This is a genomic window from Nocardioides campestrisoli, assembly GCF_013624435.2.
GTDB lineage: Bacteria > Actinomycetota > Actinomycetes > Propionibacteriales > Nocardioidaceae > Nocardioides > Nocardioides campestrisoli.
In genome coordinates this window covers 2,170,832-2,196,397 of sequence record NZ_CP061768.1, presented here as the reverse complement: position 1 = coordinate 2,196,397, position 25,566 = coordinate 2,170,832, and the positions used below count along the sequence as shown (strand labels likewise).

Genomic DNA, 25,566 nt, shown 5'->3' with positions numbered 1-25,566 from the left:
GGCATGGACCTCCAGCTGGACCAACACGTCCTGATCGTCACCGGCGGGAGCGGCGGGCTCGGCCTGGCCACCGCCGAGTGCCTGGTCGCCGAGGGCGCCCGGGTGGTGGTCTCCGGGCGGAGCCAGGAACGGGTCGACGCGGCGGTGCGTCGCCTGGGCGACGACCGGGCCGAGGGGATGGTCGCCGACAACGCGGACCCCCGTACGCCGTCCCGGCTGGTCGCCGCCGCGCGAACACGCTGGGGGCGGCTGGACGGTGCCCTGATCAGCGTGGGCGGCCCGCCCGCCGGGGGCTCGCTGGCGATGGAGGACCAGGAGTGGCGGGACTCCTTCGAGTCCGTCTTCCTCGGTGCCGTGCGCCTGCTGCGGGTCGTGGGGGAGGAGCTCCCCGAGGGCGGCTCGCTCGCCGTGGTGCTCTCCTCGAGCGTGCGCGCCCCGCTGGCGGGACTGGGGATCTCCAACGGACTGCGACCGGGGTTGGCCATGGTGGCCAAGGAGCTCGCCGACCAGCTCGGCCCGCGAGGTGTCCGGGTCAACGGGCTGATGCCCGCCCGGATCGAGACCGACCGCGTGCTTAGCCTCGACGCGGGTGCTCCCGACCCGGCGGCAGCCCGCGCCGCAGCCGAGCGGAGCATCCCGCTGGGTCGCTACGGACGGCCCGAGGAGTTCGGGCGGGTGGCGGCCTTCGTGCTCTCGCCGGCCGCGTCATACCTCAGTGGAGTCATGCTCCCGGTCGACGGCGGCATGCTCCGCGGCCTGTGAGGCGGCCCGTCGGTCCCGCCACTCGTCGAAGAGCAGGTAGAAGAAGCCGAAGACCGCCAGGCCACCGAAGAACCACCACTGGAGGCCGTAGAAGAAGTGCGGACCGTCGTCCAGGTCGGGCAGGTCGACCCGCTCCAGCGGCTCCGCGGCCTCGGGGTCCTCGGTCGCCAGGTCCACGAAGCCGCTCAGCACCTCGCGGTCCAGCGCCTCGCCGATCTCCTCGCTGCTGATCGCCCGCGTCCGCTGCTCGGTGACCTGTGCGGCGTCACCGGTGGCGTCGATCCGCACCCAGCCGGTGATGGTGACCTCACCGGTCGGCGGGTCGGGCAGGTCCTCGGGCACCTCGCCCCGGTTCTGGGTCGGCCACCAGCCCCGGTCCACGACCAGGGACGTGCCGTCGTCGAGCACCAGCGGGACCACCGCGTCCACGCCCGGGCCGCCGTCCCGGGTGCGGTAGCGCACCACGACCGTGTCCTCGACCGCGTAGGTGCCACTGGCCTCGACCAGACGCCACTCCAGCGCCTTGTCGACAGGTCGACCGACGGAGAGGACCTCCTGGACCGGTACCGGGTCGAGCTCCTCGTTGCGCTGGATCTGGGCGTTGCGGTCCCGTCGGTCCTCGAGGCGGTCGAACTGCCACTGGCCCAGCTCCCAGGCGAGCCAGGAGAGGAGGGTGACGGCGAGGAAGAAGAGGGCCCAGCGCTTGCTGAGCAGGAACTGCAGACGACTCACGACCCGAGGTTATCCGGGGGACGAAACCGCTCGGACGGCCCGGTCGGGTCCCTGCCCCTATGCTGGCTGGATGGGGCAGCCTCTGGAAGACCGGTTCGGTCGGGTGGCGACGGACCTGCGCGTCTCGTTGACCGACCGGTGCAACCTGCGCTGCACCTACTGCATGCCGGCCGAGGGCCTGGACTGGATGCCGACGGACCAGACGCTGGACGACGACGAGGTCGTGCGGCTGATCACCATCGGTGTCCGCCTCCTGGGCATCGACGAGGTGCGGTTCACCGGCGGGGAGCCGCTGATCCGTCGCGGCCTGGTCGACATCGTCCGGCGCACCCACGACCTGGGCGGGGTCGAGACCTCGCTGACCACCAACGGGCTGGGGCTGCACCGGACGGCGAAGGCCCTGGCCGCCGTGGGGCTGGACCGGGTGAACGTCAGCCTGGACACCGTGCGTCCCGACACCTTCGCGCAGATCACCCGCAGGGACCGGCTGGACGACGTGGTGGCGGGTCTCGCAGCGGCCAAGGACGCCGGGCTGGGTCCGGTCAAGGTCAACGCCGTCCTGCTGCGCGGCGTCAACGACGACCAGGGTCCCGAGCTGCTGCGCTGGTGCCTGGAGCACGGCTACGAGCTGAGGTTCATCGAGCAGATGCCGCTGGACGCCCAGCACGGCTGGCACCGTGACGCCATGGTGACGGCCGAGGAGATCCTCGCGGCGCTGGAGGCGGAGTTCGTCCTCACCCCGGCCTCCGAGCCGCGGGGCAGCGCGCCGGCGGAGCTCTTCACCGTCGACGGCGGCCCCGGCACTGTCGGGGTGATCGCCTCGGTGACCAGGCCGTTCTGCGGCGACTGCGACCGGGTGCGGCTGACCGCGGACGGCCAGGTGCGCAACTGCCTGTTCGCCCGCGAGGAGTCCGACCTCCGCGCGGCGCTGCGCGCCGGTGCGAGCGACCAGGAGCTCGCCGACCGGTGGGTGACCGCCATGCGCGGCAAGCGCGCCGGCCACGGCATCGACGACCCGACGTTCCTGCAGCCGGACCGGCCGATGTCCGCGATCGGCGGCTGACGGCCCTCAGACGCCCCGGCCGCCGGGCTGCGGGTCGGCCTCGCCGGACGCCGTTCCCGACGTCGCCTCCGGTGCCGGCGCGTGCGGTACGACGTCGCGCAGGAAGGACCGGGCGGCCAGGAACTCCGACAGGCTGGTGCGGTGCTCCTCGCACGCCAGCCAGACCTTGCGCCGGTCCGGGGTGTGCAGCCGCGGGTTGTTCCACTGCAGCGCCCAGGCCGCGGGAGCGGTGCAGCTCTTGGCGGAACAGGTGTCGGGCTCGGTCACGCCGAAGGCCCTCCGTTCTGGGTGTCGTCCGGGGTCTGGGTGTCGCCCTGGGCGGGAGGGACCGCCGGACCGGCGGCCCCCGGGGGGAGCTCGTGCTGGGCAGGGGCGTCGCGCAGCGAGAAGGTGTCGTCGCGGGTGTCGGTGGCATTCGCCAGGACCACGGCCACGTAGGGGAGCAGGACGGCCGCGGCCACCAGCACCCAGCGGAGCCAGCCCGGCCCGACCGCGACGGCCGCGATGAAGCAGACGACCCGGACCGCCATGGACAGCAGGTACCGGAGCTGCCGGGCGGCGATGTCGGCCTCGCGACTCGACGCCGCCGTGGTGATCCGGACGGCGTCCTGGCCCGAGGGCTTCTTGCGCGTGGCCATGGCAGCAATCGTACGTGGGCGCCGCTCACCCGAGCCCGGGGCTAGAGTCTGTCCATGTCGAATCGTACGTATCGCGTCACCGAGATCGTCGGAACCTCTCCCGAGGGGATCGACGCCGCCATCCGCAACGGCATCGAGCGGGCCGGCAAGACCCTGCGTCACATCGACTGGTTCGAGGTGACCCAGGTCCGCGGCCAGGCCAAGGACGGTGAGGTCGAGCACTTCCAGGTGGGCCTGAAGATCGGCTTCCGGCTCGAGGACGAGTAGGGCCGGCACACCTTTTTCGCGTACCGCACGGTAATCACTAGCGTCGGGCCTCGTGACAGATCAGAGCCACGAGTCCCGTCAGCCCGACCCTGCGCCGGCGGCGCCCAGGTCCGTCCTGGTCACCGGGGGCAACCGCGGCATCGGCCGCGCCGTGGCCGAGGAGCTGCTGGCCCGCGGTGACCGCGTCGCGGTGACCTCGCGCTCCGGCGGAGGTCCCCAGGGCGCGCTCGACCTGCGGTGCGACATCACCGACCCCGAAGCGGTCGAGGCCGCCTTCCTGGAGATCGAGCGGGCCCACGGACCGGTGGAGGTCCTGGTGGCCAACGCGGGCATCACCGCCGACACCCTGCTGCTGAGGATGAGCGAGGACGACTGGTCCTCGGTGATCGACACCAACCTGACCGGCTCGTTCCGCCTGGCCAAGCGGGCCGCCCGCGGGATGCTCCGGATGCGGCGCGGGCGGATCGTGCTGGTCTCCTCCGTCGTCGGCCTGCTCGGGTCCGCCGGTCAGGCCAACTACGCCGCGTCGAAGGCCGGTCTGGTCGGCCTGGCCCGCTCGCTGGCTCGCGAGCTGGGGAGCCGGGGCATCACCGCCAACGTGGTGGCCCCGGGCTTCGTGGAGACCGACATGACCGCGGTGCTGACCGACGAGCAGCGCGAGGCGATCCGGGCGCAGGTCCCGCTGGGGCGCTACGCCACCCCGGAGGAGGTGGCCTCCGCGGTGGCCTGGCTGGTCTCGCCCGGCGCCGCGTACGTGACCGGCGCGGTGATCCCGGTCGACGGCGGACTCGGCATGGGCCACTAGAGCGCGCACGTACCGCAACACGACCCGCACGACGAGGAAAGGGAGCTGGATGGGCATCTTGGAGGGCAAGCGGATCCTGGTCGCAGGCGTGACCATGGAGAGCTCGATCGGGTTCGCGACCGCACGGGTCGCGCAGGAGCAGGGCGCCACGGTGCTGATCTCCAACTTCGGGCGTGCGCTGGGCATCACCCGGCGGATCGCCAAGCGACTTCCGGTCACGCCGCCGGTGCTGGAGCTGGACGTCACCGACCCCGAGCACCTCGCCGGCCTCGCCGACCAGGTGCGCGAGCACGTCGACGGGCTGGACGGCGTCGTGCACTCGATCGCGTACGGCAACCCGGAGACCCTGCTGGGAGGTCGCTTCCTCGAGGGCCCGTGGGACGACGTGTCCCAGGCGGTGCAGGTCTCGGCGTACTCGCTCAAGGCGCTGGCCGTCGCCACGGCCCCTCTGATGACCCGGGGCTCCTCGCTGGTGGGGCTCACCTTCGACGCGTCCACCGCGTGGCCCGCCTATGACTGGATGGGGGTGGCCAAGGCGGCGCTGGAGTCCACCTCGCGCTACCTCGCGCGGGACCTGGGCGCCGAGGGGATCCGGTGCAACCTGGTCGCGGCGGGCCCGCTGAAGACCCTGGCCGCGAAGGCGATCCCGGGCTTCGAAGGTCTCGAGACCGCGTGGAAGGACCGGGCGCCGCTCGGCTGGGACGAGAGCGACCAGGAACCCACTGCTCGTGCGGTGGTGGCACTGCTCTCGGACTTCTTCCCGGCGACCACCGGAGAGATCGTGCACGTGGACGGGGGCTTCCACGCCATGGGGTTGTGAGGCCGCGACGGGCCGGGCCGTCGCGGCGTTGGCGTGGGACGCACCGGACTGAGAGGGTGGGAGAGTGACCACCGACCTGCGGACGCTCGTGCTGATGCGTCATGCCACCGCGGAGCCGACCGGCGCCACCGACGTGGCCCGTGCGCTGACGCCACGGGGCCGGCACGAGGCGACGGACACCGGCGTGTGGCTGGCGAGCCAGGGCTTCGCGCCCGACCATGCCCTGGTCTCCGGGGCCACCCGGACGCGTGAGAGCTGGGCGGCCGCGTCCGAGGCGGCCGGCTGGTCGATCTCCGTCGACCCCGACGACAGCCTCTACGCCGCGGGCCCGGACGCCACGCTCGACCTGGTCCGCGCCGTGCCGGAGCAGGCCCGCGCGCTGCTCGTGCTGGGGCACAACCCGACCGTGGCCTACCTGGCCCAGCTCCTCTCCGACGGTGCAGGGGACCCGGAGCTGGTGCGGCAGATGGCGCTGGGCTTCCCCCCGGCGACGGCCGTGCTGATGACGGTCGGCACGACGTGGGCCGACCTCGACGTGGCCGGTGCCCGGGTGGTCGGGTTCCGTGGCGGACGTCGCTGACGCGGGCGCCCGCGCCGAGGTCGCGGCCAGGCTGCGCTCGGCGGGCTCGGTGTTCGCCGAGGAGGAGGCCGACCTCCTGCTGGCCGAGCTGGACGGCGACGAGCTCGAGCTGGCGATCCAGGACCGGGTCCACGGCGAGCCGCTGGAGCACATCCTGGGCTGGGCCGAGTTCGCCGGGCTCCGGGTCGCCGTACATCCCGGGGTCTTCGTGCCCCGCCGGCGCACCGAGCTGCTCCTGGAGCAGGCGCTGGCACACCTGCCCCGGCACGGCCTCCTGGTCGAGCTCTGCTGCGGCTCCGCGGCGCTGGCCACGGCCGTGGCGGCCGGCAGGGCGGACGCCTCCGTGCTGGCCTCGGACCTGGACCGGGCCGCGGTCGACTGCGCCCGGGAGAACCTGGAGCGCTACGGCGGTCAGGTGGTCACCGGCGACATCGCCTCGGGGGTGCCGGAGCAGCTGTGGGGCCGGGTCGACGTGGTGGTCGCGAACGCGCCGTACGTGCCCACCCGCCAGCTCGGTCTGATGCCCGCGGAGGCCCGGCTGCACGAGCCCGTGCTCGCCCTGGACGGGGGACCGGACGGGACCAGGGTGCAGGACCGGGTGGTCGCGGCCGCCGTGGAGCTGCTCTCCCCGACCGGCGTGGTGGTGGTGGAGGCGAGCCGCTCCGAGGCCGAGCAGACCGCGGCGCGGATGGTGTGGCGCGGCTTCATCCCCGACGTCGTCCTGGACGACGACCTGGACGCCACCTGCGTGGTGGGCCGCCGGTCGCTGCCTCCCGACGAGTGAGCGAGCAGGCTCAGACGGGTGGGGCCGGCGTGACGATCCCGGCGGCGGCGTCGGCCGCCTCGACCTCCTCGCGGGAGATGCCGAGCAGGTAGACGATCGCGTCCAGGTAGGGCACGTTGACCGCGGTGTCGGCGGCGTCGCGCACCATCGGCTTGGCGTTGTAGGCGATGCCCAGGCCGGCGGCGTTCAGCATGTCGAGGTCGTTGGCCCCGTCGCCGATGGCGATCACCGCCTCCTCCGAGACCCCGCAGGCAGCGGCGAACTCGCGCAGCGCCGTGGCCTTGCCCGCTCGGTCGACGACCGGGCCGACGATCCGTCCCGTCAGCACCCCGTCGACGATCTCCAGCTCGTTGGCCCGGGCGAAGTCGATGTGCAGGTCGCGGGCGAGCCGGTCGGTGATCTGGCTGAAGCCGCCGGACACGAGCGCGAACCGGTAGCCGAGACGACGCAGGGTGCGCACCATGGTCCGAGCACCCGGCGCGAGCACGAGGTCGCGGTAGACCTCGTCCAGTGCGCTGGCGGGCACCCCGGCGAGCAGCGCCACCCGGTGGTGCAACGACTCGGCGAAGTCCAGCTCGCCGCGCATCGCCGCCTCGGTCACCCGGGCGACCTCGGCCTCCACGCCGGCGTGGGCCGCGAGCATCTCGATCACCTCGCCCTGGACCAGCGTCGAGTCGACGTCCATCACGATCAGGCGCATGCCCCGGCGCAGCAGGTTGGCGGGCTGGACGGCGACGTCGACCCCCTGGCTCGCCGCCTCCTTGGCGAGCATCACCCGCAGCCGTTCGGGTGCGATCCCCGAGACGTGCAGGTCGATCGCGGTGACGGGGTAGCGCGCCATCCGCTCCATCCGGTCGATGTTGGCTCCGCTGTCGGCGATCCGGCCGGCGATGGCGGCCATCGCGCTGGCGCGCAGCGGGGAGCCGATCACCGTGACGTGGCTGCGTCCCGTCGCACGGACCCGGTTGTCGCCGACCCCGCGCTCGACCTCGACCTGCATCTGCAGCTCGTCGGCGGCGCGCTCGACCTGGGCACTCAGCCGCTTCCAGTCGTGCGGCGCGGTGACCAGCACGCCGAGCACGAGCCGCCTGCGCAGCACGATCTGCTCGATGTCGAGCACCTCGACGCCCGCCTGGGCGAGCCGGTCGAAGACGGCCGCGGTGACGCCCGGTCGGTCCTTGCCGGTCAAGGTGATGAGCAGGGTCTTCGGGGCTTCGGGGTCCATGGCAAGCCCGAGATTACTGCGCGCGGGCGGGCCGCCCCACGAGGGGATCAGCCCGCGGGCCACACCTGGGGCGAGCACGCCGCCACCAGCCCTCGTCGCGCGGCCCGCTCGAGGGGCTGCAGCGCCGCCTCCCGCCGGGCCATCTCCGAGGCCGTGACGGCGGCTCCGTGGTCCTGGGCCGCGAGCTCGGTGATCGCCCAGCACTGCAGGGACCGGGCGGCCAGGGCCACGCAACGGGCCGGGGTCCCGGGCGGTGCATCGAGGTCCGGGACGTGGTGCAGGTCCATGATCGCGTCGGCGACCTCCGGACGCCAGCGCGCGACGTCCAGCTGGGCGAGGGCCTGGGCGGTCTCCGGCACAGCGGCGCGCAGTCCGCGGTCGGCCTCGCCGACGTCCGGCACGGCGGCCCGCGACGCGGGCCTCAGCACCCAGGTGGTGCCCGCGCCGACGACCTCGGGCACCGCGCCCAGACCGGCCTCGGGCGCCAGGACCGCCTGGCCTGCCTCGAGCGCGGCGAAGTTGAACCCGGGGGGCCCGCCGAGGCCCAGCGGGTCCCCGTCGACCGGGAGGGCCAGCGCGAGGTGGTCGGCGCCGGCGTCACGCAGGGTCCGCAGCAGGTCGAGGACTCCGGTGCCCGGAAGGTCGCCGACCGGCTCGGGGCCGGGACGCGCGGTGTGCACGGACCCGGTCGACTCGAGTGCGTCGAGGAGGTGGTCGGCCAGCACGTGGCCGCGCAGCCACGCCGTGCCCCACCAGGCGAGGAGGGCGGCGTCGGGCAGGACGGTGCTCACGCCTCGGAGGCTACCCGGCACCGGGTCCGCGTCGGCCCGGGCAGGTCTGGATAGGGTGAGGACCATGGTCGCCGTGCTGGAGTTCGCAGACGTCACCGTGCGACGAGGAACGGCCACCCTGCTGGACAGCGTGACCTGGTCGGTCGAGGAGGACGAGCGCTGGGTCGTCCTGGGGCCCAACGGGGCCGGCAAGACGACGCTGCTGCAGGTGGCGGCCGCCCAGATGCATCCCTCGGGTGGCGTCGCCGGGATCCTCGAGGAGGTGCTCGGCACGGTCGACGTGTTCGAGCTGCGCACCAGGATCGGGCTGACCAGCGCGGCGCTGGCGGACCGGATCCCGCGCGACGAGCGCGTGCACGACGTGGTGGTCTCGGCCTCCTACGGGGTGCTCGGCCGCTGGCGCGAGGTCTATGAGACCTTGGACCACGACCGCGCCGAGATGCTGCTCGCCGAGGTCGGGGCCCGGCACCTGACCCAGCGCACCTTCGGCACCCTCAGCGAGGGTGAGCGCAAGCGGGTGCAGATCGCCCGGGCACTGATGACCGATCCCGAGCTGCTGCTCTTCGACGAGCCGGCCGCCGGCCTGGACCTCGGTGGCCGGGAGGACCTCGTCTCCACCCTGTCGGCGCTGGCGCTGGACCCCGACTCGCCGGCCACCGTGCTGGTCTCGCACCACGTGGAGGAGATCCCTCCCGGGTTCACCCACGCGCTGATGCTCCGGCAGGGCCGGGTCGTCGCGCAGGGACCGCTGGACCGGGTGGTCACCGAGGAGGCCCTCTCCGAGACGTACGGCATGCCCCTGCTGCTGCGCGCCGAGGACGGGCGCTACGCCGCCCGGCGTCGTCCCGCCCGTCGGGCCGGCTGAGCCTCCCTGCCGGTATGGCGTGAGGACCCTCACGTCAGCAGATAGGGTTGCCGCATGGACTGGTTCCGCGAGCATGCCTGGGAGACGTGGCTGGGCGTAGCCGTGCTTCTCGGGGTCGCTGAGATGTTCAGTCTCGACCTCGTCCTGATCATGCTGGCCGCCGGCGCGGTGGTGGGGATGCTCGCCGCCATGCTGGATCTCCACGTGGGGATCCAGGTGGTCGCCGCTGCAGCCACCTCGATGGCGGCCCTGCTCCTGCTCCGCCCCTCACTGGTCGGCCGCCTGCACGGCGGGCCCGAGCTCCGGCTCGGCCACACCCGGCTGGTCGGAAAGCAGGCGCTGGTCACCGAGGACATCACGGGGACCCTGGTCGGCCGGATCCGGCTCGACGGCGAGATCTGGTCCGCGTTGCCGTACGACGACACCCTCACCATCCCGGCAGGCGCCACGGTGGAGGTGCTCGAGATCCGCGGTGCGACCGCCCTGGTCCACCCGATCGCCCAGCTCGAACCCTGACCCGCACAACTCCTACTTCGGAACGGAGGGCCGATGGAGTTCTTCTTCGTCCTGCTCGCACTGCTGGTGGTCTTCGTCGTCGTGGTGCTGGCCAAGACGGTACGCATCGTGCCGCAGGCCCGCGCCGGCATCGTGGAACGCTTCGGCAAGTACAAGCAGACGCTGCCCGCTGGCCTCAACATCGTCGTGCCGTTCATCGACCGGGTGCGCTACCTGATCGACCTGCGTGAGCAGGTCGTCAGCTTCCCGCCGCAGCCGGTGATCACCGAGGACAACCTGGTGGTCTCGATCGACACGGTCATCTACTTCCAGGTCACCGACCCGGTCGCCGCGACCTACGAGATCGCCAACTACATCCAGGCGGTCGAGCAGCTGACCATGACCACCCTGCGCAACATCGTGGGTGGCATGGACCTCGAGGAGACGCTGACCAGCCGCGAGCAGATCAACTCCGGTCTGCGCGGCGTCCTGGACGAGGCCACCGGGCGCTGGGGCATCCGGGTCGGCCGGGTGGAGATCAAGGGGATCGACCCGCCGCCGTCCATCAAGGACTCGATGGAGAAGCAGATGCGCGCCGACCGCGACAAGCGGGCCGCGATCCTCACCGCCGAGGGTGAGCGGCAGTCCGCGATCCTCACCGCGGAGGGCTCCAAGCAGGCCGCGATCCTCTCCGCCGAGGGTGACCGGGAGTCTCAGATCCTCCGGGCCCAGGCGGAGCGGGAGTCTCAGATCCTGCGCGCGCAGGGTGAGGGACAGGCGATCCAGACGGTCTTCCAGGCGATCCACGACGGACGCCCGGACCAGTCGCTGCTCGCCTACCAGTACCTGCAGATGATGCCGAAGATCGCCGAGGGCGACGCCAACAAGGTGTGGATCGTCCCGTCCGAGATCGGCAAGGCGCTCGAGGGCCTCGGCTCGACGATGACGGACATGGCGGGCATCCCGCGCGACGCGACCCCGACCAAGCGGGTCGACATGGGCCCCACGGAGCCGCAGCTGCCGAAGAGCCAGACCGAGGCGAGCGGATCGGCGAGCAAGGCGGTCGAGGAGGCCATCGCCGCTGCGCAGGAGGCCTCGCAGACGCCGACCGGTGGTGGCGCCGCCTCGTCCGGAGGGCTCGCACCGGGAGCTCCCACCGGTACGAGGTCTGAGGAGCCGCCGGCACCGTGACACTCCTCGAGGGCATCCTGGTCGCGCTCGCCGGGGTCCTGGCAGGAGGCATCAACACGCTGGTGGGGTCGGGAACGTTGATCACGTTCCCGACCTTGCTGGCGTTCGGTGTGCCTCCCGTGACCGCGAACGTCTCCAACACCATCGGGCTGGTGCCCGGCTCGATCTCCGGCGCGATCGGCTACCGCCGCGAGCTGGCCGGTCAGCGCGCCCGCGTGCTCCGGCTCTCCTCGGCCTCGCTGGTCGGGGGAGTGCTGGGCGCGCTGCTCCTCCTGGTCCTGCCGGCGAGCGCCTTCGAGGCGATCGTTCCGGTGCTGATCCTGCTCGGCATCGTGCTGGTGGTGCTGGGCCCGAGCATCTCCCGCCGGGTCGCGGCCCGGCACGCCGAGCGCGGTGGGCTGCCGCACCACGGCGCCTGGTGGGTGTGGCCGTCCGTGCTGCTCGCCGGGATCTACGGCGGCTACTTCGGGGCCGCCCAGGGCGTGCTGCTGATGGCCATCCTCGGCATCGGCATCGACGAGGCGTTGCAGCGGCTCAACGGGATCAAGAACATCCTGGGCGCGGTCGTCAACGGTGTCTCGGGACTGGTCTTCGCCGTGGTCGCGCCGGTCGACTGGCAGGTGGTGCTGCTGATCGCCGTCGGTGCGGTGGTCGGGGGTCAGCTCGGCGCCAAGGTGGGCCGAAGGCTTCCCGACCCGTGGCTGCGCGCCACGATCGTGGTGGTCGGGCTGGTTGCGCTGACCGCGTTCCTGGTGGGCTGATCCTCGGTGGCCTGATCCTCGGTGGCCTGATCCTCGGTGGCCTGATCCTCGGTGGCCTGGATCTCGGGGGCCTCCACCCAGGCGGTGAGCCAGGCGTCCAGGGCTCGGTAGACCTCGGCCCGGGCCTGGGGACGGGAGAGCACCACGTCGTGCCGCGCGCCCGGGATCGCCACGCTGGTCACGTGCGCTCCCAGCGACGGCGCCCACCGGCGGATCTGCTCCACGTCCAGCACGATGTCGGTGGTGTGCACGTCCTCGTCCATCGCGACCGGCTGCCCGGTGCGGGCCGAGGAGAGCACCAGCGCAGGACACCCGACCTCCAGCCCGCGGTGCAGCCTCGCGTGCCCGGCGCGGACCGCGCGCAGCCAGCCGGTGCGCACCGGCCAGGACTCCAGCGGCTTCCAGGCCAGGTCGAAGGACCAGTCGCCCTCGTGGTCAAGGTGGAGCGAGCGGGCGTACAGGCCGCTCACCGTGCGCGGCACGACGGTCCGGGGCGCGAGGTCGGCGAGGCGGCGTACGAGCTCGGTGCCCACGGTGCGCAGCCACCACGGGCCCTGCAGGTCGAACCAGGGGGAGTTGAGCACCATCCCGGCCAGGCCGGGTTGCCGGTCGTGGGCCCACAGGGGGAGCGTCAGGCCACCGGTGGAGTGGGCGGAGCCGACCACGGCCTCGTGCCCGTCCCGCTCGGTGATCCGGCGGAAGGCCTCGTCGATCTCCGGGAAGTACTCCGCCAGGTCGCTGACGTAGTTGGGGGTCTGGTGCCCCCGGATCGAGCGGCCGTACTTGCGCAGGTCCAGCGCGTAGAAGGTGTACCCCCGGGCGGTCCACCACTCGGCGTACTCGGTCTGGAAGAAGTAGTCGGCGAAACCGTGCAGGTGCAGGACCGCGCAGTTGGTCTCGCCGTGGGTGGGCCGGCGGACGAGGGTGGCCACCACCGGCCCCTCGTCGTCCTCGCCGAGGTCGATCTCCTCCACCTCGTACGGGGCGCCGAGGATGTCGACGGCCGGTCCAGGAGCCACGGAGCGCATGACCCTCAGTCTGACAGGCGCTCGGCGACGGCCGCGGGAGTGCCGGGAATAGCGAGGGAGCTGCCGCGGTTCCGTCGATAGTTCAGGATTCAATCAGAGGAGCGGGTCATGCAGTTCGGCATCTTCACCGTCGGCGACGTCACGACGGACCCGACCACGGGGCGCACCCCGACCGAGCACGAGCGGATCAAGGCCACCCTGGCGATCGCGCGCAAGGCCGAGGAGGTCGGGCTGGACGTGATGGCCTTCGGGCAGCACCACAACCCGCCCTTCGCTGCCAGCTCGCCGACCACCACCATGGCCTACGTCGCGGCGCAGACCGAGCGGCTGCTGCTCTCCACCTCGACCACGCTGATCACCACCACCGACCCGGTGCGGATCGCCGAGGACTACGCGCAGCTGCAGCACCTCGCCGACGGGCGGGTGGACCTGATGCTCGGTCGCGGGAACACCGGGCCGGTCTACCCCTGGTTCGGCAAGGACATCCGGGACGGCATCGAGCTCGCCATCGAGAACTATGCGCTGCTGCGCCGGCTGTGGCACGAGGACGTGGTGACCTGGGAGGGGAAGCACCGCACGCCGCTGCAGGGCTTCACCTCGACCCCGCGTCCCCTCGACGGAGTGGCCCCCTTCGTCTGGCACGGCTCCATCCGCAGCCCCGAGATCGCCGAGCAGGCCGCCTACTACGGCGACGGCTTCTTCCACAACCACATCTTCTGGCCCTCGTCCCACGCCGCCCAGATGGTCCGGCTCTACCGTCGGCGCTTCGAGCACTACGGTCACGGCTCCGCCGACCAGGCGATCGTCGGGCTGGGAGGGCAGGTCTTCATGCGGAAGAACAGCCAGGACGCCGTCCGGGAGTTCCGCCCCTACTTCGACAACGCGCCCGTCTACGGGCACGGCCCGTCGCTGGAGGAGTTCACCCGGCAGACCCCGCTGACCGTCGGGTCTCCGCAGGAGGTGATCGAGCGGACCCTGGCCACCCGGGAGTACGTCGGTGACTACCAGCGCCAGCTCTGGCTGATGGACCACGCAGGACTGCCGTTGAAGACGGTGCTCGAGCAGCTCGACCTGCTCGGCGAGGAGGTCGTGCCGGTGCTGCGCAGGGAGTTCGCCGCCCTGAAGCCCGCGCACGTGCCGGACGCGCCCACGCACGCCTCGCGGGTCGCCTCGGCGGCCGCGGCCGCTCAGCAGGAGGTGGTCGCATGACCCGGGTCGTGGTCGTCACCGCGGGCCTCGGCACCCCGTCCTCCACCCGGCTCCTCGCGGACCAGCTGAGCGAGGCCGTCGCCACCGCGCTCCGCGACGCCGGACGGGACGCCCAGGTCGAGGTGATCGAGCTGAGGGAGCACGCGCATGCCCTCGCCGACCGGATGCTCACCGGGTTCGCCACCGGCGCCCTGGCCGAGGCGATCGAGCTGGTTGCCGGTGCGGACGCGCTGATCGCGGTGACGCCGGTGTTCTCGGCGTCGTACTCCGGGCTCTTCAAGACCTTCTTCGACGTCCTGGAGCCCCGCACCCTGGCCGGCACCCCGGTGCTGCTGGCCGCGACCGCGGGCACGGCTCGGCACTCGCTGGTGCTCGAGCACGCGCTGCGCCCGCTCTTCGCCTACCTGGGTTCCTCGCCGGTGCCGACGGCGGTCTTCGCCGCCACCGAGGACTTCGGCGGTGTCGAGGCACAGCGGCTGAGCGCCCGGATCCAGCGTGCGGCGGGCGAGCTGGTGGCTCTGCTGGGCGTGACCGGTGTCGCGACCGGTGGTCCCGGCAGCACCAGCGTGCCGGGGCACCTCCGGGCGGTCGGGCAGGAGCTCCCGAACCCGACCCCGTTCGAGGAACTGATGCGCCGGGCCTGACGGGCCTGGACCGGCCGGCCCCGGCCGGTCCAGGCACGGTCTCAGCGCTGGTAGGTGCCGTGCAGGACGGCCCGGCCCAGCGTCTTGAACGCCAGGTTGAAGCTCATCACCGCGTTGGAGGCGTCCGGGTCGATCCCGAGCGTCTCCTCACCCACCGCGTGCACCACGAAGAAGTAGCGGTGCGGGTGGTCGCCCTCGGGCGGGGCCGCTCCCATGAACCCGATCTCGCCCCCGTCGTTGCGCAGCTGGAAGGCGGCGCCGGGCAGCTGGCCGCCGGCGGCTCCGGGCTCCAGCTCGCTGACCGCGGCGGGGACGTCGACCAGGGCCCAGTGCCAGAACCCCGAGGGGGTCGGCGCGTCCGGGTCGAAGCAGGTGACCACGAACGACTTCGTGCCCTCCGGGGCGTCCTCCCAGCTCAGGTGAGGAGAGGTGTTGCCGAGGTGGGCCACCTGGTCGTCCTTGAGCGGACCTCCGTCGACGATGTCGGTGCTGGTCACCGTGAACGACGGGACCGGCGGGAGGTAGTCGTAGGGGTTGGGGGCGATCGGGCGTTCGATGCTCATGCCTCGGACTCTAGCCACAGCGCCCGACGCAGGCCCGGAGACAATGGGGGAGTGAACGACTTCCCCCCGTATCCCGTTGGTCTCCGTCTGTCCGGTCGCAAGGTGGTGGTGGTGGGTGGCGGGCACGTCGCCCAGCGCCGCCTCCCGTCGCTGCTGGGAGCGGGCGCCGTGGTGACCGTGGTCTCGCCCGAGGTCACCCCGGCGATCGAGGGGATGGCCGACGAGCTCACCCTCGAGCTGCGCCGGTTCCGGCCCTCGGACCTGGACGGTGCGTGGTACGTCGTGGCGGCCACCAACGACCCGCAGGCCAACGAAGAGGTCTCGGCCGCGGCCGAGGAACGCCGGATCTTCTGCGTCCGCAGCGACGACGCCACCCGGGCGACGGCCTGGACGCCTGCGGTCGGGCGGCACGGCTCCGTCACCGTGGCGGTGCTCGGCAACCGTGAGCCGCGGCAGTCCGCGGCCCTGCGCGACGACATCGTCACCGCCCTGCGCGACGGCCACCTGGCCACCTCCGGCGCGCTCGACCGGAGCCCGGGCGTCGTCCTGGTCGGAGGCGGCCCCGGCGACCCGGACCTGGTCACCGTCGCGGCCCGGCACGCCCTGGCCTCGGCCGACGTCGTCGTCGCCGACCGCCTGGCGCCCCGGGCGCTGCTGGAGGAGCTCGGCCCGCACGTGGAGCTGGTCGACGTGGCCAAGCTGCCGCGTGGCCGCAGCGCGCGCCAGGAGCAGATCAACGAGCTGCTGGTCGACCGTGCGCGCCAGGGCAAGCGGGTGGTCCGCTTCAAGGGCGGCGACAGCTTCGTCTTCGGTCGCGGCTTCGAGGAGGTCCTGGCCTGCCGGGAGGCCGGCGTGCCGGTGACCGTGGTGCCCGGTCTCTCCTCGTCGGTCACCGTGCCGGGGATCTCGCAGATCCCGGTCACCCACCGCGGCGTGGCCCACGAGTTCACGGTGGTCAGCGGGCACCTGCCGCCGGGGCACCCGGAGTCGCTGGTCAGCTGGTCGGCCCTGGGCGCGATGCAGGGCACGGTCGTGCTGCTGATGGCCGTGGAGAACGCCGCGGCCATCGCCGAGGCGCTGGTGCAGGGCGGGCGACCCCCCGGGACCCCGGTGGCCGTGATCATCGACGGCACGATGCCGGGGGAGCGGACCGTGCTCACCACCCTGGCCGAACTGCCGGCCGACGTCGAGGCGCAGGGGGTGCGCCCGCCCGCGATCATCGTGGTCGGCGAGGTCGTCCGGGTCGCCCACCCGGACCGGTTCCGGACACCGACCAGGCAGGCGGCAGAGTAGTCGCGTGGCGCACCTGATCGAGATCACCTCCGCAGACGACCCCCGGCTCGCCGACTACCGCGACCTGCGCGACGTCCAACTGCGCAAGAGCCTGGAGGCCGAGCACGGCCTCTTCATCGCCGAGGGCGAGAAGGTGGTGCGGCGGGCGGTCGAGCGGGGGTTCGACCCCCGCTCGTTCCTGATGGCACCTCGGTGGCTCGACGGCCTGGAGGACGTGCTCTCCCGCGCCGACGTGCCCTGCTACGTGCTGGACGAGCAGCTGGCCGAGGAGGTCACCGGCTTCCACGTGCACCGTGGCGCCCTGGCCTCGCTGCACCGCCGTCCGCTCCCCTCGGTCGAGGAGGTGCTCGCCGGCGCCCGGTCGGTCCTGGTGCTGGAGGACCTGGTCGACCACACCAACGTGGGTGCCGTCTTCCGCTCCGCCGCCGCCCTGGGGTTCGACGCGGTCCTGCTCTCGCCCCGGTGCGCGGACCCCCTCTACCGGCGCTCGGTTAAGGTGGCGATGGGGGCGGTGTTCGCCCTTCCGTGGACCAGGCTCGACGACTGGTACGACGCGATGCCGATGCTCGAGCGGGCCGGCTTCACCACCGTGGCGCTCACCCTGGCCGAGGACGCGGTGCCCGTGCCCGACGCCGTGCACGGGGTGGACCGGCTCGCCCTGGTGCTCGGCTCGGAGGGTCCCGGGATCTCCGAGCGCTGGCAGCGCAGCGCGTCCCGGCGGGCGGTGATCCCGATGCAGGCCGGGATCGACTCCCTCAACGTGGCGGCGGCCAGCGCGGTCGCCTGCTACGTGGCCGCCCACCGCTGAGCCTGGCGGCTGTTCCCGGGCTGCTGATCGGGGGCGGCCCGCCGCGCCTGCCCGTCACAGGACCGGAAGGTAGGAGTCCTGGCAGGTCGCCGGGGTGGTGGCGTGCACCGAGCGCAGCGGCATCCAGGGCCACCACCACGGCACGGGGTCGGCCAGCGCCGAGTTCCCGATGCGGTCGACGACCACGGTCGCGCCGGCCCGCTCGTAGGTCAGCGACGCGTCCGGTACCTGCCGGGCGTGCACGCGCAGCGACGGCCAGGGCAGCAGGTACTCCTGGTCGACGTACGCCGCGAGGCCGGGGTCGCTGCTCGCCAGGACGGTGACCAGGTCCTGGTGTCCTTCGCGCACCGGAAGGCTCCGGCGGACGACCAGGTGGTTGGAGGCCCCGTCGACGAGCACCAGGTTGGAGTACATGTGCCAGCCGAAACCGGACTTGAGCTCCAGGTAGGGGGTCAGGCCGTTGACCACCACCAGGCCGGCGACCAGAACCGCGGCGGGGCCGAGCCGCCAGCCGAGCCGGACCGAGGGTGCCGACGGGCAGGCCGACCAGGCGACCAGGGCGACGAAGGGGGTCCACCACAGGAACGTCCCGGCACTGAGCCACGCGTGGGACCCCACGGTGATCGGGAGGACGTTCGCCGCGGTCACCGACGTGCCGACCAGCACCACCGCTGCCTGGAGGACGGTGCGCCCTCGCCGGCCGAACGCGCGGCCCGCCGCGTCGAAGCGCTCGAAGAACCCGTCGGCCAGGAAGAGCGCGAAGAGCGGGAGCAGGACCGCGGTGAAGTCGTAGAAGTGCTGCCCGAGGTCGAACGAGAGCGCGGAGTGGAAGGCCATGGCCAGGAGGACGCCCGCGCGGCGCGTGCGGCGTACCAGGAGCAGGACCGGGACCGCCAGCTCGATCGCGGCCGGGACCCAGACCGACAGGAGTCCCAGGCTCCCGTCCCGGTCCACCGGGGCGATGCCCACCGCGCCGAGCGCCTCGTCCAGGTGGAAGGGTCCGCAGCTCAGCGCCGGGTCCAGGAAGCCGGTGTTGAGCTTGGCGAAGGCGGCGAAGACGTAGAACGACAGCAGTGCGACCCGGGCCAGGGGCTCGAACCGGGACCACCGGCCCCCGGTGAGCAGGTAGCCCAGCGAGACCAGCCCGGCCAGCAGCCAGTGGTTGCCCAGCACCGGCGCCTCGAGGACGGCGGTGGCCGGCACCAGGGCCATCAGCACCAGGATGCTGACGCGTCGCGGAGTCAGCAGCACCACCGTGGCCGCGACGCCCAGGGCGGCCAGCAGCAGGCCGAGGGCGGTGGGCGCGGGAGCGCCGCCACCGCCCACATGCGGGCGAAGACCCGGTGCCTCACGTCCATGGCGTCATGATCGCCGCGCGCAGAGGCCTCGCGCAGGCGAACCAGCAGGCTGGGTCAGTCTTCCTCGGCGGGCCAGCCGGGCGGGTAGTCGGCGACCGCCTTGTCGTGCGCCTTCTGCAGTCGCTTGCGCTGCTTGGTGGCGACCCGGTCGCCGAAGACAGTGCCGAGCGTGTGGTCGGTCTCGTGCTGCAGGCAGCGGGCGAGCAACCCGTCTCCCTCGAAGGCGACCGGCTCGCCGTCGAGGCCGACCCCTTCGACCCGCGCGTGGTCGGGTCGTGCGCACGGGACGAACGCGCCGGGGAAGGAGAGGCAGCCCTCGTCGTCCTCCTCCAGGTGCCGGTCCTTGCCCTCGGGGAGCACCAGCACCGGGTTGCAGACCACCCCGACGGTGTGCCGCCCGGAGTCGTCGGGGCAGTCGAAGACGAACATCGCCACGTCCTCACCGATCTGGCAGGCGGCGAGGCCGACCCCGTCGGCGGCGTACATGGTCGCGACCATGTCCGCGGCCAGGGCGGTGAGGTCGGCGTCGAAGGAGGTGACCCGGGCCTGGGGGCGGTGCATCACCGGGGTGCCCCACCGGGTGATCGGCCTGACCCGGCCTCCCTGAGGAAGCGTGCCGTGCGGTGCGTGGGGAGTCTCGGACATGACTCTGATCCTAGGACGAGGACTGCTGTGATCTGCACCACACCCCGAACTGTGGCGCGGTGTGTAACTCCCAGTTACATTCAGGGCATGGCTTTCTCCTCCGTGCTGGGTCCGGGTGGCAGGAACGGGGTCGCGTCCGCCGAGACGCGGGCCCCGCTCGGCTACGCCGTGGCCGCCCTCAGCAAGCTCGCGCAGAGCGACCTCCTGGACCGCGTAGGCCTGCGCCGCACTGCGGAGCAGGTGGTCTTCACCGCCACCCGCAGCGGCTTCCGCACCGCAGCGGCCGCAGGTCGCACGTTCGCGCGCGTCGGCAAGAAGGGGCCGGGGGTCCGGGTCCCGGACGCCAAGCCGACCGGCGTCTTCGACCTCACGCCCACCGAGGACGAGCAGATGCTCGTCGACGTGGTCTCCGAGTACGCCGCCGAGGTCGTCCGGCCCGCCGCCGCGGCAGCCGACGAGGCCTGCGCGGCGCCCGAGGAGCTGCTCCGCGCGAGCACCGACATCGGTCTGCCGATCCTGGGCGTGCCCGAGGCCCTGGGCGGGATCAGCGAGGAGCGCTCCGCGGTGGCCGGCACCCTGGTCGCCGAGGCGCTGGCCCGCGGTGACATGGGCCTGGCGGTGGCCGCGCTGGCCCCCGGTGCGGTCGCCACCGCGCTGTCGCTGTGGGGGAGCGACGAGCAGCAGCAGACCTACCTCCCGGCGTTCACCGGCGACCAGGTGCCAGCCGCGGCGCTGGCGCTGGCCGAGCCCCGGGTCCTCTTCGACGCGCTCGCCCCGCAGACCACCGCGACCCGGTCCGGCGACGGCTACCTGCTCACCGGGGTCAAGTCGGCCGTGCCTCGGGGCGCCGAGGCCGAGCTCTTCGTGGTCGGCGCGTCGCTCGACGGTCGACCGGCCCTGTTCCTGGTCGAGTCCGGCGCCGCCGGCATCGAGGTCGTCGCCGACCCCTCGATGGGGGTCCGCGCCGCCGGCATCACCCGGCTGCAGCTCGACGGCACGCCCGCCGAGCTGCTCGGCGAGGCCGACGGCTCGACGTACACCGAGTGCGTGCGGCTCTCCCGCCTGGCCTGGTGCGCCCTGGCGGTGGGCACCGGGCAGGCCGTCCTCGACTACGTCACCCCGTACGTCAAGGAGCGTGAGGCGTTCGGCGAGCCGGTGGCCCACCGGCAGTCCGTGGCCTTCATGGTGGCCGACATGGCCATCGAGCTGCAGGCGATGCGCCTGGTGACGTGGCGGGCGGCGTCCCGGGCGGCCCAGGGCAAGGAGTTCGCCCGCGAGGTGGCGTTGGCCCGCCGGCTGTGCGCGGAGAAGGGCATGAAGATCGGGCTGGACGGCGTCCAGCTGCTCGGTGGACACGGCTTCGTCAAGGAGCACCCGGTGGAGCGGTGGTACCGCGACCTCCGAGCCCTCGGCGTGATGGAAGGAGGCGTCCTCGTCTGAGGACGGGGCACCGCAGATGATCAACCTCGAGACTCCCCGCAAGCACCGGATGCTGATCGACCAGGCCCACCAGGTCGCGATGAACATGCTCCGGCCCATCTCCCGCAAGTACGACGCCGCCGAGCACTCCTACCCCAAGGAGCTCGACATGCTGGCCGCGATGATCGACGGACTCTCGGAGTCCGGGACCACCGAGGGCGCCGGCGCGACCGGCGTCAGCACGGAGACCCCGGCGCAGAAGAAGAAGGACGCCGACCCGTCCCGGGTGCGCAACGGCGCCAACCTGGCCTCCATCCTCTCGATCGCGGAGATGTGCTGGGGCGACACCGGCCTGCTGCTCTCCATGCCGCGCCAGGGTCTGGGCAACGCCGCCATCGCGTCCGTGGCCGACGCCGAGCAGCAGAAGCGGTTCGCCGGGCTGTGGGCGGCGATGGCGATCACGGAGCCGGGCATGGGCTCGGACTCCGCCGCGCTGTCGACCACCGCCACCCTCGACGGGGACCACTACGTGCTCAACGGCGAGAAGATCTTCGTCACCTCCGGGGAGCGCGCCGGCGCGGTCGTCGTGTGGGCCAGCTTGGACAAGAGCCTGGGTCGCGCCGCGATCAAGTCGTTCGTGGTGGAGAAGGGCACGCCGGGCATGCGGGTCGAGCGGCTCGAGCACAAGCTCGGGATCCGCGCCTCCGACACCGCCGTGATCACCTTCACCGACTGCCGGGTGCCGGCGGAGAACCTCCTGGGGTCGCCCGAGATCGACGTCAAGGCCGGCTTCGGCGGGGCCATGGCGACCTTCGACAACACCCGGCCCATGGTGGCGGCGATGGCGATCGGCTGCGCCCGGGCCTCGCTCGACCTGACCCGCGACCTGCTCGAGCAGGCCGGGATCACCATCGACTACGACCGCCCCGCCCAGGTGCAGAGTGCCGCGGCGGCCAAGTTCCTCCAGATGGAGGCAGACTGGGAGGGCGCCCGGCTGCTGGCCATGCAGGCGGCCTGGATGGCCGACAACCGCAAGCCCAACTCGCTGGAGGCCTCGATGGCCAAGGCGAAGGCGGGCCGGGTCGGGTCGGACATCACCCTCTCCTGCGTCGAGCTGGCGGGCACGCTGGGGTACAGCGAGGCCGAGCTGCTGGAGAAGTGGTCGCGAGACTCCAAGATCCTCGACATCTTCGAGGGCACCCAGCAGATCCAGCAGCTGATCGTGGCTCGCCGGGTCCTGGGGCTGACCAGCGCCGAGCTGAAGTAGCCGCACTGAGCTGAAGTAGCCGTACTAGGGTCGCGAGCATGACCGGCCCGCACATGTCCCCGGAGGAGTTCCGCCGGCACGGCCACGCGGTCGTGGACTGGATCGCCGACTACTGGTCCTCGCTCGACGAGCTGCCGGTCCGGTCCCGGGTCGCGCCGGGGGAGATCGCCGCGGCTCTGCCGGACACGATGCCGGAGACCGGCGAGGAGTTCGACGCCGTGCTCGCGGACGTGCAGCGGATGATCCTGCCCGGGATCACCCATTGGCAGCACCCGCGCTTCTTCGCCTACTTCCCGGCCAACTCCTCCCCGGCGGCCGTGCTCGGCGACCTGCTCTCCAGCGGGATCGGCGCCCAGGGGATGCTCTGGGCGACGAGCCCGGCGCTGACCGAGGTCGAGCAGGTGGTGCTGGACTGGCTGGCCGAGGGGCTGGGCCTGCCCGAGGCGTTCCGCAGTGGCGGTCCGGGCGGCGGTGTCATCCAGGACACCGCCTCGACGGCCACCTTCACCGCGCTCCTCGCCGCCCTCCACCGGACCACCGACGGCGCGGCCCGGGCCGAGGGCGTCACCTCCCTGCTCCGGGTCTACGGCTCCGAGGAGGCGCACTCCTCCCTGCACAAGGCGGTGATGATGAGCGGCCTCGGCGAGCGTGCGCTGCATACCGTCCCCGTCGATCCGCGGACGCGACGGATGGACGTCGCGGCCCTGGCACGCGCGCTCGAGGAGGACGTGGCCGCCGGCCTGCGTCCGGTGATGGTCCAGGCGGCGGTCGGGACCACCTCGACGGGCGCGGTGGACGACGTGGCCGCGATCGGACCGCTGGCCCTGGCGCACGGGGCGTGGCTGCACGTGGACGCCGCGTGGGCCGGGACCGCGGCCGTCTGCCCCGAGCACCGGTGGATCAACGAGGGGGTCGCCGAGCACGCCGACTCCTACGTCACCAACCCGCACAAGTGGCTGTTGACCACGTTCGACTGCAGCGCGTTCTGGGTGCGCGACTCCGCGGCGCTGCGGGGCGCGCTGTCGTTGCTGCCGGAGTACCTGCGCACCCCTGCCGCGGAGTCCGGGGCGCTGACCGACCTTCGTGACTGGCACCCCCAGCTGGGACGGCGGTTCCGCGCCCTCAAGCTGTTCGCCGTGCTGCGGACCTACGGACGGCGCGGTCTGGCCGAGCACATCCGCGCGGGGGTCGCCGGGGCGGACAGGTTCGCCTCTCTGGTGCGCTCCGACGAGCGGTTCGAGCTGGTCACCGAGCCGGTGCTGGGACTGGTGGTCTTCCGGCTGCGTGCCGGGGACGAGGAGACGCGGCGGGTGATGGAGGAGCTCAACGACTCCGGGGAGGCCTACCTGAGCCACACCACCGTCGACGGGAGTACCGCGATGCGGGTGGCCGTGGGGGGATGGCGGACCACCCCCGAGGACGTCGAGCGCACCTGGCGTGCGCTGACCTCTCTGGTGCCGGCTGATCCGAGGTGAGTCGGCCCTCAGGGGCGGTGTGTCATCGTCGAGGCCATGCTGGCCATCGGAGTGAACGAGTACGGCGGACCCGACGCACTGGAGGTGGTCGACCTCCCGGAGCCGGTCCCCGGGCAGGGGGAGCTGTTGGTCCGGGTGCACGCGGCGGCGGTGAACCCCACCGACACCTTCGTGCGCAACGGCGACCGCGCCAAGGCGCAGGCCAAGCAGTCGCCCCCGCCGTACGTGCCGGGCATGGACGTGGCCGGGGTGCTCGAGGCGATCGGGCCCGAGACGGAGACCGACCTGCAGGTCGGGGACCGGGTGATGGCCGTGGTGGTCCCGTACGGTCACCACGGTGGCTACTCGTCGATGCTCGCCCTCCCGGTCGGCTCGGTGGCCGCGGCGCCCGCGGGCACCAGCCACGCCGAGGCGGCCACGCTGCCGATGAACGGGCTGACCGCCCGGCTGGCCCTGGACCTCCTGGGGCTGGAGGCCGGCCAGGTGCTCGCGGTCACCGGGGCGGCGGGAGCCCTGGGCGGCTACCTGATCCAGCTGGCCCGGGCCGACGGGCTGACGGTCGTCGCCGACGCCTCGGAGGCGGACGAGGAGCTGGTCCGGTCGCTGGGCGCGCACCTGGTGGTGCGCCGCGGCGACGAGGTGGCGAACCGGATCCTCGAGGCGGTGCCGGGCGGGGTCGACGCGCTGGTCGACGGCTCGGTCCAGGAGGAGGCGCTGTTCCCGGCGATCCGGGACGGCGGCGGTTTCGCCACCGTGCGCGGCTCGCGCGCCGAGCCGCCGCGGGGAATCACCAACCACCAGGTGTGGATCGTCCAGTACGCCGAGGAGCGGGCCAAGCTGGAGCGGCTGCGCGAGCAGGTCGAGAGCGGGCTCCTCACCCTCCGGGTGGCCCGCACCATGCCGGCCGCCGACGCGGCGCAGGCACACCGCATGCTCGAGGCCGGGGGAGTGCGCGGCCGGCTCATCCTCGAGCTCTGACCACCCGGGCGGCCGGACCCCCCGCCTCGGCCACCCACCAGGACGGCTCCGCCCACCCGCGGTCGCGGTAGCGGTCCAGGACCGAGCCCACGACCCGGTCCCGGAGGTCGGCGGGCGTGAGCACGATCGCGCAGCCACCGAAACCACCGCCGGTCAGCCGGGCGCCGAGGGCCCCCGCGGCGAGCGCGGCCTCGACCACGGCATCCAGCTCCGGGGTCGAGACCTCGTAGTCGTCGCGTAGGCTCACGTGCGACGCCGTGAGGGCGGCGCCGACGGAGGGCCAATCCCCCCGGGTGAGCGCGGAGACGACCTCCCGTACCCGGGCGTTCTCCGTCTCGACGTGTCGCCGACGTCTGGCCAGCATCGCGTCCAGCCGGTCCGGATCCCCGGACAGCGCGGCCTCGCTCTCCGCACGGCGCCGTCGATAGTCGCCCTCGGCGTGGGCGTGCCGGGTACGGGTGTCCACGACCAGCAGCTCGAGCGCTGCGTCCTCGGGCCGCCACGGCACGTACTCCCGGCCGCCCGACCCGAAGTCGAGCAGCAGGGCGTGGCCGGGTCGGGCGAGCAGCGACACCGTCTGGTCCAGTCCTCCGGTCGCAGCCCCGACGCCTTCGACCTCGGCCCGCACGCAGGGCTCGACGAGCTCGTCCGGGGCAGCGGTGGAGGTCGCCGTCGCGACCGCACAGATGAGTGCTGCGGAGCTGGCCAGACCCGCGCCGACCGGCAGGGTGCTGTCGATGAGCAGGTCCGCCCCGCCGCGGTGACCCACCTCGGCCAGGGTGCTGGTCACGTAACGAGCCCATCCCTCGCCCCTGCTGCCCGCCGTCCCCTGCCACGGCTTCGGCACCGCAGTGCTCACCACCTCGACCCGGTCGTCGCCCGCCTCCCGGGGCGCCGTGGCGACCCAGGTGGCCTGGTCCAGCGCGATCGGGAGGCAGAGACCCCCGTGGTAGTCGGTGTGCTCGCCGATGATGTTGACCCGTCCGGGAGCCCGCGCGACCACCGCCGGGGGGCGACCGAATATCTCCTCGAAGCGCGACCGTAGGTCGAGGCCTCGGTCCGGCGACGGCAGGGACGGCATAGGAGAATCCTACGGCGTG

Annotated in this window: 29 protein-coding genes; 19 read left to right on the top strand and 10 right to left on the bottom strand. The window is 72.9% G+C overall.

The window, feature by feature from the left end:
- The first annotated feature begins 3 nt into the window (after positions 1-3).
- Positions 4-762 (top strand): SDR family oxidoreductase, encoded by a 759-nt coding sequence (locus H8838_RS10385; protein ID WP_185996125.1) that lies wholly within the window; start codon positions 4-6, stop codon positions 760-762.
- On the opposite strand, the gene H8838_RS10380 is transcribed toward H8838_RS10385, so the two are convergent.
- A complete protein-coding gene (locus H8838_RS10380) occupies positions 706-1,494 on the bottom strand; it encodes an SURF1 family cytochrome oxidase biogenesis protein (protein ID WP_185996126.1) in 789 nt (262 codons plus the stop codon). The two genes, H8838_RS10385 and H8838_RS10380, sit on opposite strands and share 57 nt — an antisense overlap.
- A 70-nt stretch (positions 1,495-1,564) precedes the next feature.
- Between H8838_RS10380 and moaA the strand changes: the two genes are divergently transcribed.
- Positions 1,565-2,557 carry a GTP 3',8-cyclase MoaA gene (gene moaA / locus H8838_RS10375; RefSeq protein WP_185996127.1) on the top strand — a complete coding sequence of 331 codons (993 nt, stop codon included), beginning with the start codon at positions 1,565-1,567 and terminating at the stop codon, positions 2,555-2,557.
- A gap of 6 nt (positions 2,558-2,563) precedes the next feature.
- On the opposite strand, the gene H8838_RS10370 is transcribed toward moaA, so the two are convergent.
- The gene (locus tag H8838_RS10370) at positions 2,564-2,824 is read right to left on the bottom strand and encodes a hypothetical protein (protein WP_224766055.1); all 261 of its coding nucleotides are present in this window, start codon (positions 2,822-2,824) and stop codon (positions 2,564-2,566) included.
- Positions 2,821-3,195, bottom strand: a complete 375-nt coding sequence (locus H8838_RS10365; RefSeq protein WP_185996128.1) for a DUF3099 domain-containing protein — start codon at positions 3,193-3,195, stop codon at positions 2,821-2,823. Before H8838_RS10365 ends, H8838_RS10370 begins: the two co-directional genes overlap by 4 nt.
- Positions 3,196-3,249: 54 nt before the next feature.
- Between H8838_RS10365 and H8838_RS10360 the strand changes: the two genes are divergently transcribed.
- The 5 genes from H8838_RS10360 to H8838_RS10340 all read left to right on the top strand — a co-directional run bounded on the left by H8838_RS10360 (position 3,250) and on the right by H8838_RS10340 (position 6,451).
- The gene (locus H8838_RS10360) at positions 3,250-3,462 is read left to right on the top strand and encodes a dodecin (protein ID WP_181311073.1); all 213 of its coding nucleotides are present in this window, start codon (positions 3,250-3,252) and stop codon (positions 3,460-3,462) included.
- A 52-nt stretch (positions 3,463-3,514) separates the two neighbouring features.
- Positions 3,515-4,267 (top strand): 3-oxoacyl-ACP reductase FabG, encoded by a 753-nt coding sequence (gene fabG / locus H8838_RS10355; protein ID WP_181311072.1) that lies wholly within the window; start codon positions 3,515-3,517, stop codon positions 4,265-4,267.
- Between the two features lie 49 nt (positions 4,268-4,316).
- A complete protein-coding gene (gene fabI, locus H8838_RS10350) occupies positions 4,317-5,087 on the top strand; it encodes an enoyl-ACP reductase FabI (RefSeq protein ID WP_181311071.1) in 771 nt (256 codons plus the stop codon).
- A gap of 64 nt (positions 5,088-5,151) precedes the next feature.
- Entirely contained in the window at positions 5,152-5,667 is a 516-nt protein-coding gene (locus H8838_RS10345; protein WP_185996129.1) for a SixA phosphatase family protein, read from the top strand.
- Positions 5,651-6,451 carry a putative protein N(5)-glutamine methyltransferase gene (locus H8838_RS10340; RefSeq protein WP_185996130.1) on the top strand — a complete coding sequence of 267 codons (801 nt, stop codon included), beginning with the start codon at positions 5,651-5,653 and terminating at the stop codon, positions 6,449-6,451. The genes H8838_RS10345 and H8838_RS10340 overlap by 17 nt, the downstream gene beginning before the upstream one ends.
- 10 nt (positions 6,452-6,461) lie before the next feature.
- Here the strand turns inward: H8838_RS10340 and serB are convergent, their stop codons facing one another.
- Both serB and H8838_RS10330 read right to left on the bottom strand, forming a co-directional pair.
- Positions 6,462-7,676, bottom strand: coding sequence for a phosphoserine phosphatase SerB (serB, locus tag H8838_RS10335; protein WP_185996131.1), 1,215 nt, complete (start codon positions 7,674-7,676; stop codon positions 6,462-6,464).
- 47 nt (positions 7,677-7,723) lie between these two features.
- Positions 7,724-8,467, bottom strand: coding sequence for a hypothetical protein (locus H8838_RS10330; protein ID WP_181311067.1), 744 nt, complete (start codon positions 8,465-8,467; stop codon positions 7,724-7,726).
- 64 nt (positions 8,468-8,531) lie between these two features.
- Between H8838_RS10330 and H8838_RS10325 the strand changes: the two genes are divergently transcribed.
- The 4 genes from H8838_RS10325 to H8838_RS10310 are packed head-to-tail and all read left to right on the top strand — an operon-like array spanning position 8,532 to position 11,779.
- A complete protein-coding gene (locus H8838_RS10325; protein ID WP_181311066.1) occupies positions 8,532-9,332 on the top strand; it encodes an ABC transporter ATP-binding protein in 801 nt (266 codons plus the stop codon).
- A gap of 54 nt (positions 9,333-9,386) precedes the next feature.
- Positions 9,387-9,848, top strand: a complete 462-nt coding sequence (locus H8838_RS10320; protein WP_181311065.1) for an NfeD family protein — start codon at positions 9,387-9,389, stop codon at positions 9,846-9,848.
- Between the two features lie 33 nt (positions 9,849-9,881).
- The gene (locus H8838_RS10315; RefSeq protein WP_185996132.1) at positions 9,882-11,018 is read left to right on the top strand and encodes an SPFH domain-containing protein; all 1,137 of its coding nucleotides are present in this window, start codon (positions 9,882-9,884) and stop codon (positions 11,016-11,018) included.
- Positions 11,015-11,779, top strand: a complete 765-nt coding sequence (locus H8838_RS10310) for a sulfite exporter TauE/SafE family protein (protein ID WP_185996133.1) — start codon at positions 11,015-11,017, stop codon at positions 11,777-11,779. The genes H8838_RS10315 and H8838_RS10310 overlap by 4 nt, the downstream gene beginning before the upstream one ends.
- Here the strand turns inward: H8838_RS10310 and H8838_RS10305 are convergent.
- Positions 11,677-12,807 (bottom strand): alpha/beta hydrolase, encoded by a 1,131-nt coding sequence (locus H8838_RS10305; protein ID WP_185996134.1) that lies wholly within the window; start codon positions 12,805-12,807, stop codon positions 11,677-11,679. The two genes, H8838_RS10310 and H8838_RS10305, sit on opposite strands and share 103 nt — an antisense overlap.
- A gap of 108 nt (positions 12,808-12,915) precedes the next feature.
- On the opposite strand from H8838_RS10305, the gene H8838_RS10300 reads away from it, so the two are divergent.
- Together H8838_RS10300 and H8838_RS10295 are read left to right on the top strand one after the other, a co-directional pair.
- The gene (locus H8838_RS10300) at positions 12,916-14,016 is read left to right on the top strand and encodes an LLM class flavin-dependent oxidoreductase (protein ID WP_185996135.1); all 1,101 of its coding nucleotides are present in this window, start codon (positions 12,916-12,918) and stop codon (positions 14,014-14,016) included.
- Positions 14,013-14,660, top strand: coding sequence for an FMN reductase (locus H8838_RS10295; RefSeq protein ID WP_185996136.1), 648 nt, complete (start codon positions 14,013-14,015; stop codon positions 14,658-14,660). Before H8838_RS10300 ends, H8838_RS10295 begins: the two co-directional genes overlap by 4 nt.
- A 41-nt stretch (positions 14,661-14,701) precedes the next feature.
- On the opposite strand, the gene H8838_RS10290 is transcribed toward H8838_RS10295, so the two are convergent.
- Positions 14,702-15,223: a YbhB/YbcL family Raf kinase inhibitor-like protein gene (locus H8838_RS10290; RefSeq protein WP_185996137.1), complete on the bottom strand. Its 522-nt coding sequence runs from the start codon at positions 15,221-15,223 to the stop codon at positions 14,702-14,704.
- Positions 15,224-15,274: 51 nt separating this feature from the next.
- Here H8838_RS10290 and cobA point away from each other — a divergent pair, with 51 nt between their 5' ends.
- Both cobA and H8838_RS10280 read left to right on the top strand, forming a co-directional pair.
- Positions 15,275-16,516 (top strand): uroporphyrinogen-III C-methyltransferase, encoded by a 1,242-nt coding sequence (gene cobA / locus H8838_RS10285; RefSeq protein ID WP_181311058.1) that lies wholly within the window; start codon positions 15,275-15,277, stop codon positions 16,514-16,516.
- 4 nt (positions 16,517-16,520) lie between these two features.
- Entirely contained in the window at positions 16,521-17,324 is an 804-nt protein-coding gene (locus tag H8838_RS10280; protein ID WP_181311057.1) for a TrmH family RNA methyltransferase, read from the top strand.
- Between the two features lie 54 nt (positions 17,325-17,378).
- Here H8838_RS10280 and H8838_RS10275 read toward each other — a convergent pair whose 3' ends face one another.
- Entirely contained in the window at positions 17,379-18,650 is a 1,272-nt protein-coding gene (locus tag H8838_RS10275) for a hypothetical protein (RefSeq protein ID WP_185996138.1), read from the bottom strand.
- An 86-nt stretch (positions 18,651-18,736) separates the two neighbouring features.
- Entirely contained in the window at positions 18,737-19,327 is a 591-nt protein-coding gene (gene def / locus H8838_RS10270) for a peptide deformylase (protein ID WP_181311055.1), read from the bottom strand.
- Positions 19,328-19,414: 87 nt separating this feature from the next.
- Here def and H8838_RS10265 point away from each other — a divergent pair, with 87 nt between their 5' ends.
- The 4 genes from H8838_RS10265 to H8838_RS20210 are packed head-to-tail and all read left to right on the top strand — an operon-like array spanning position 19,415 to position 24,466.
- Complete coding sequence (locus H8838_RS10265; RefSeq protein WP_181311054.1) at positions 19,415-20,767, top strand: acyl-CoA dehydrogenase family protein; 1,353 nt, start codon at positions 19,415-19,417, stop codon at positions 20,765-20,767.
- Between the two features lie 16 nt (positions 20,768-20,783).
- Positions 20,784-22,013, top strand: coding sequence for an acyl-CoA dehydrogenase family protein (locus H8838_RS10260; RefSeq protein WP_181311053.1), 1,230 nt, complete (start codon positions 20,784-20,786; stop codon positions 22,011-22,013).
- Between the two features lie 38 nt (positions 22,014-22,051).
- Positions 22,052-23,488, top strand: a complete 1,437-nt coding sequence (locus tag H8838_RS10255; protein ID WP_224766054.1) for a pyridoxal phosphate-dependent decarboxylase family protein — start codon at positions 22,052-22,054, stop codon at positions 23,486-23,488.
- A gap of 36 nt (positions 23,489-23,524) precedes the next feature.
- Positions 23,525-24,466, top strand: coding sequence for an NADP-dependent oxidoreductase (locus tag H8838_RS20210; protein ID WP_181311052.1), 942 nt, complete (start codon positions 23,525-23,527; stop codon positions 24,464-24,466).
- On the opposite strand, the gene H8838_RS10245 is transcribed toward H8838_RS20210, so the two are convergent.
- Positions 24,450-25,547 carry a galactokinase gene (locus H8838_RS10245; RefSeq protein WP_181311051.1) on the bottom strand — a complete coding sequence of 366 codons (1,098 nt, stop codon included), beginning with the start codon at positions 25,545-25,547 and terminating at the stop codon, positions 24,450-24,452. The two genes, H8838_RS20210 and H8838_RS10245, sit on opposite strands and share 17 nt — an antisense overlap.
- Between the last annotated feature and the right edge of the window lie 19 nt (positions 25,548-25,566).

Bases quoted from the DNA above. Each gene is read 5' to 3' on its own strand.
- H8838_RS10385 (WP_185996125.1), top strand. From the start codon at position 4: ATGGACCTCCAGCTGGACCAACACGTCCTGATCGTCACCGGCGGGAGC.
- moaA (WP_185996127.1), top strand. From the start codon at position 1,565: ATGGGGCAGCCTCTGGAAGACCGGTTCGGTCGGGTGGCGACGGACCTG.
- H8838_RS10365 (WP_185996128.1), bottom strand. From the start codon at position 3,195: ATGGCCACGCGCAAGAAGCCCTCGGGCCAGGACGCCGTCCGGATCACC.
- H8838_RS10360 (WP_181311073.1), top strand. From the start codon at position 3,250: ATGTCGAATCGTACGTATCGCGTCACCGAGATCGTCGGAACCTCTCCC.
- fabI (WP_181311071.1), top strand. From the start codon at position 4,317: ATGGGCATCTTGGAGGGCAAGCGGATCCTGGTCGCAGGCGTGACCATG.
- serB (WP_185996131.1), bottom strand. From the start codon at position 7,676: ATGGACCCCGAAGCCCCGAAGACCCTGCTCATCACCTTGACCGGCAAG.
- H8838_RS10325 (WP_181311066.1), top strand. From the start codon at position 8,532: ATGGTCGCCGTGCTGGAGTTCGCAGACGTCACCGTGCGACGAGGAACG.
- H8838_RS10320 (WP_181311065.1), top strand. From the start codon at position 9,387: ATGGACTGGTTCCGCGAGCATGCCTGGGAGACGTGGCTGGGCGTAGCC.
- H8838_RS10315 (WP_185996132.1), top strand. From the start codon at position 9,882: ATGGAGTTCTTCTTCGTCCTGCTCGCACTGCTGGTGGTCTTCGTCGTC.
- H8838_RS10305 (WP_185996134.1), bottom strand. From the start codon at position 12,807: ATGCGCTCCGTGGCTCCTGGACCGGCCGTCGACATCCTCGGCGCCCCG.
- H8838_RS10300 (WP_185996135.1), top strand. From the start codon at position 12,916: ATGCAGTTCGGCATCTTCACCGTCGGCGACGTCACGACGGACCCGACC.
- H8838_RS10295 (WP_185996136.1), top strand. From the start codon at position 14,013: ATGACCCGGGTCGTGGTCGTCACCGCGGGCCTCGGCACCCCGTCCTCC.
- H8838_RS10290 (WP_185996137.1), bottom strand. From the start codon at position 15,223: ATGAGCATCGAACGCCCGATCGCCCCCAACCCCTACGACTACCTCCCG.
- def (WP_181311055.1), bottom strand. From the start codon at position 19,327: ATGTCCGAGACTCCCCACGCACCGCACGGCACGCTTCCTCAGGGAGGC.
- H8838_RS10265 (WP_181311054.1), top strand. From the start codon at position 19,415: ATGGCTTTCTCCTCCGTGCTGGGTCCGGGTGGCAGGAACGGGGTCGCG.
- H8838_RS10260 (WP_181311053.1), top strand. From the start codon at position 20,784: ATGATCAACCTCGAGACTCCCCGCAAGCACCGGATGCTGATCGACCAG.
- H8838_RS10255 (WP_224766054.1), top strand. From the start codon at position 22,052: ATGACCGGCCCGCACATGTCCCCGGAGGAGTTCCGCCGGCACGGCCAC.
- H8838_RS20210 (WP_181311052.1), top strand. From the start codon at position 23,525: ATGCTGGCCATCGGAGTGAACGAGTACGGCGGACCCGACGCACTGGAG.
- H8838_RS10245 (WP_181311051.1), bottom strand. From the start codon at position 25,547: ATGCCGTCCCTGCCGTCGCCGGACCGAGGCCTCGACCTACGGTCGCGC.